A 4,637-nucleotide genomic window follows, 5' to 3' on the forward strand; every position below is an offset into this window, starting at 1 on the left:
GCCGTCATGTCGGCGTCGAAGGTGAGCGCGACGGTCTTGCCGTCGTTCCGGGGCCCGTTGGCGAAGACCGGGGCGAGCCCGCCGGGGCCGGGCGCCAGCGTGGGCGGCGGACTCCTGGTAGGCCACTGCCGCCCGAGCGAAGTAGTCGAAGAGCACTTCCCGCTGCTCGGGGGTGTAGCTCGCGATGATCTCGCCGATCCGGCGCCGCGCCGGGGCGAGCACCTTGTCGAGCTCGGCGGGCTGGTCGATCGGCTCGACGATGACCTTGCGCCGGTCGCCGGGGTCGGCGCCGCGACGCACGTACCCCGCCTGTTCGAGGCGGTCGACCAGACGGGTGGTCGGACCGGTGGTGAGGCCGGTGCGAGTGCCGAGCTCACCCGGCGTCATCGCGCCGCTCAGCGCGAGGATGTTCAGCGCGTACAGGTCGGTCGCGTGCAGATCGACAGCCTTCGCACCTGCCTGGGCGTGCAGCACCACCGAACTCAGGTACCGGCGAAAGATCGCGCTCGGGTCGTCGTCAGGTACCGACATGCTCGCCACTCACTTCCTCCGCGCAGACACTTCGTCGCCAATGATAGATCGGAGTCCACTCCGTTGTGATCGCGCTGCGCGCAACCCGTGAATCCGGCATCTCCCTGCGCGATCGTGGAAGCATGACTTCCACCGCCGCGCCATCGACCACCGATTCCGAGCTGGACGCCATCTTCGCCCCGATCTTCGACCGGATAGCCGCGGGCGCGGTGGAACGGGAGGTCGATCGGCGGCTGCCGTTCGACGAGGTGGGCTGGTTGAAGGAGGCCAAGTTCGGGGCGTTGCGGGTGCCGGTCGAGTTCGGCGGGTACGGCGTGAGTGTGCGACAGCTGTTCCGGTTGCTCATCGACCTGGCGGCGGCCGAGTCGAATCTGCCGCAGGCACTGCGGGTGCACTGGTCGTTCGTCGAGGATCAGCTCCTGGCGCAGGCGGCGCCGGCGCGGGAGCGATGGTTGCGGGCGGTCGCGGCGGGGACCCTGGTCGGCAATGCGATCACCGAACCGGGGGTCGGCGCGGTCGACCGGTATCGCACCCGGCTGACCCGCGACGGTGACCGGCTGCTGCTCAACGGCGTGAAGTACTACAGCACCGGATCACTGTTCGCCGATCACATCCTCGTCGCGGCCGACAGTGACGGCGAGCGGCTCGGCGTGCTGGTCGACGCGGACGCCGAAGGTGTTGTGCAACACGATGACTGGGACGGTTTCGGGCAGCGGCTCACTGCGAGCGGCACCACCGAGTTCACCGATGTCGTGGTGGCCGAGGACCGCGTCCTCGGACCCGGCTACGGTGTCGCGGGGCCCACCTACGGCACCGCCTACCTGCAACTGGTGCAGCTGGCGGTGCTCGCGGGGATCGCCGCCCGCGCCGAACGCGACGCCAGGGAATGGGTGAGCGCGCGCACCCGCACCTACACCCATGCCGCCGCCGATCTGCCGCGCGAGGACCCCCTCGTCCAGCAGGTGATCGGCAAGCTGTCGGCGGCGGCGTTCACCGCGCGTGCGGCGGTGCTCGCGGTGGCCGATGTGCTCGACCGGGTGCTCGACGCCGGGGCGACGGACGAGAAGGATCTCGTGGCCGCCGAATTGGCCGCCGCGCAAGCACAACTCGGGGTGATCGACATCGTGCTCGGCGCCACGACCCAATTGTTCGAGCTCGGCGGAGCCTCGATCGTGTCCGAACAGCTGCGCCTGGATCGCCATTGGCGCAACGCCCGCACCATCTCGGTGCACAATCCCGCCCTCTTCAAAGCTCGCGCGGTCGGCGACTACCTGCTCAACGGCACCGACCTGCCGTTCGGCTGGAGCGCGGGCGAGCGGAACACCGGCACAACAGCTTCCGCGAGTCCGGAGCCCGAGGATGCGAGCACCGTGGCGGCATCGCGATGAGCAGGCCGATCCGGTTCAACGCCTTCGACATGAACTGCGTCGCCCACCAATCCCCGGGGCTGTGGCGTCATCCCGAGGACCAGTCGCACCGCTACACCGATATCGGCTACTGGACCGAGCTGGCGACACTGCTCGAACGCGGACGGTTCGACGGGATCTTCATCGCCGACGTCCTCGGCACCTACGACGTGTACGGCGGCAACGACATCGCCGCGCTGCGCCAGGGCGCGCAGACGCCGGTCGCCGATCCGCTGCTGCTGGTGTCGGCGATGGCGGCGGTGACCGAGCACCTTGGTTTCGGGATCACGACCGGCACCGGCTTCGAACACCCGTTTCCGTTCGCGCGCCGCCTGTCCACCCTCGACCACCTCACGAACGGGCGGCTCGGCTGGAACGTGGTGACCGGCTATCTGCCCTCCGCGGCAAGAAATTTCGGCGCCGAGGATCAACTCGACCACGACGAACGGTACAACCAGGCCGACGAATACCTCGAGGTGCTCTACAAGCTCTGGGAGGGTTCGTGGGAGGACGACGCGGTAGTGCGCGATGCCGAACGCGGCATCTACACCGATCCGTCGAAGGTGCACCACATCGGCCACTACGGCAAGCACTACATCGTGCCGGGGATCCACGTCTCCGAACCGTCGCCGCAGCGGACGCCGGTGATCTATCAGGCGGGCGCCTCCCCGCGCGGTGTGCGGTTCGCAGCGGAGAACGCCGAGGCGATCTTCATCGCCGGCCCCTCTAAACGAATCCTGGCGCAAACAGTTTCGCGTGTCCGGGACGCGCTCGAGGCCGCAGGCCGTGACCGGTACGCGGCCAGGATCTACGCGCTGGCCACCATCATCACCGACGAGACCGACACCGCCGCACAGGCAAAGCGCGAGGAGTACCTGTCCTACGCGAGCATCGAAGGCGGACTGGTGTTCATGTCCGGTTGGATGGGAATCGACCTGTCGCAGTACGACCTCGACGACCCGATCGGCGATGTGCAGAGCAACGCCATCCAGTCCGCGGTCGCGGCGTTCCAGGAATTCGACGACGACGGCCGTGCATGGACGGTGCGCGATATCGGCCGCTGGGCGGGCATCGGCGGCATGGGCCCGGTGTTCACCGGCTCCGGCGAAACAGTCGCCGACCTGTTGCAGGAGTGGGTCGCCGACACCGACCTGGACGGATTCAACCTCGCCTACGCGATCACGCCGGGGACATTCGAAGACATTGTGCGCCACGTTGTTCCGGTCTTGACCGAGCGCGGCGTCTACCGGACCGACTACGAGCCGGGCACATTGCGCAATGCCCTGTTCGGTGCCGGTGATCGGCTCCCGCCCGAGCATCGCGGCGCCGGGTATCGCGTCGGCGGTCCGCGGTCCACCGTGTTGCCACCCGAGCAGTCGCGTCCCGAACCGGTGGAGGCACTCGCCCGTCCGTAGCGTGGCGTGTGTCGCCGATCAGCGCCAGGACGTACTCGGCCTGGCGCCGATCGGCGTGCCCCATAGCTATATCCGCTGGGGTGCAAGGTATTCGGATCGATTCCTGCTGATCGCAACACTCATCATCGGGCGAAGGTGAGCGCACCATTCCGGTATGACATCGCAGACACCCGTTTCCCGTTCCCCTCGTTCGGCCGCGGTAATCGGCGCCGGCCAAACCGGCGTCACTGCGGCGCTAGGTCTTCTCGACGCCGGTTTCACCGTGACCCTCTACAGCGACCGAGATCAACGCTCACTCCGTGACGACGTCCCCGCCACCGGCACCGCCCTCGAATTCGGCGAGACCCAGCAGGCCGAGGCGGCGCTCGGGCTCGACAGCTACACCGGGCGCGCGCCCCGCCACACCGGGCTCAGCGTGCGCATCGCCGGACCCGAGAACGCCGAACTGATCGCCTTCGACGGCACCTTCGACGGTTATGTCGGCGTCGCCGTCGACACCCGGCTCAAGGCCGATGAGCGCCTCACGGCCTTCCTCGAGCGCGGCGGCGATTTCGTCGTCGAACCGGTCACTCCCGAATCCCTCGACGCCATCGCCGCCGCCAACGACCTCACCCTGGTCGCCACCGGCCGCGGCGGGCTGGCCGACCTGTTCCCGATCGACGAGGAACGCACTGTCTACGACAAGCCGCAGCGCTCGCTGCTCACGGTCACCGTGACCGGCCTGGACTTCGACCCTGGCGTCTTCGCGCACCGCAGCCCGGCAGGCGGGGCGCACAGCCTGTTCTCCATTCTCGCCGAACAGGGTGAGGCGTGGTGGGGTCCGTACCTGCACAAGGACGCGGGTCCGAGCTGGGCGTTCCTGGGCTGGGCCCGACCCGGCAGCGACTGGGAAACCCGTTTCGCCGCAGCCGATTCCGCCGAATCGGCGTTGCAGATCGTGAAGGATCTCTACCGCGACTACATCGACTGGGACCTGCCGGAAGTGCAGGCGACCCAGGTGATTGCCGAGGACCCGCACTCCTGGCTCAAGGGCGCGGTCCGGCCGGTCGTGCGGGCCGGGGTGGGACACACCGCGGGCGGCCATCCGGTCGCCGCCCTCGGTGACACCGCGGTCGCCTACGACCCGGTCGCGGGCCAAGGCGCACAGAGCGGGCTGATCCAGGCGCAGCGCCTGGTCGCGGCCGCCGCCGTACACGACGGACCGTTCGACGAACAGTGGATCACCGACCAGTACGCCACGTTCCTCGCCGCCCGCAGCGACGCCGCCGCCAAGGTGACCCGCCTG

Annotated in this window: 4 protein-coding genes; 3 read left to right on the forward strand and 1 reads right to left on the reverse strand. The window is 68.8% G+C overall.

The features are described 5' to 3' along the window. The coding region (locus ACFWF3_RS25030; protein ID WP_379315652.1) for a MarR family transcriptional regulator at positions 1-531 on the reverse strand (531 nt) is incomplete at its 3' end. Between the two features lie 122 nt (positions 532-653). Here ACFWF3_RS25030 and ACFWF3_RS25035 point away from each other — a divergent pair. From ACFWF3_RS25035 to ACFWF3_RS25045, 3 genes are all read left to right on the forward strand, one after another. After that, positions 654-1,919 carry an acyl-CoA dehydrogenase family protein gene (locus tag ACFWF3_RS25035; RefSeq protein ID WP_379315654.1) on the forward strand — a complete coding sequence of 422 codons (1,266 nt, stop codon included), beginning with the start codon at positions 654-656 and terminating at the stop codon, positions 1,917-1,919. Continuing rightward, the gene (locus ACFWF3_RS25040) at positions 1,916-3,352 is read left to right on the forward strand and encodes an LLM class flavin-dependent oxidoreductase (protein ID WP_379315656.1); all 1,437 of its coding nucleotides are present in this window, start codon (positions 1,916-1,918) and stop codon (positions 3,350-3,352) included. Before ACFWF3_RS25035 ends, ACFWF3_RS25040 begins: the two co-directional genes overlap by 4 nt. A 154-nt stretch (positions 3,353-3,506) precedes the next feature. Beyond that, positions 3,507-4,637 (forward strand): styrene monooxygenase/indole monooxygenase family protein (locus tag ACFWF3_RS25045; protein WP_379315658.1); only part of this gene is annotated, 1,131 nt, incomplete at its 3' end.

Source organism: Nocardia sp. NPDC060220, from assembly GCF_042727815.1.
Lineage (GTDB): Bacteria > Actinomycetota > Actinomycetes > Mycobacteriales > Mycobacteriaceae > Nocardia.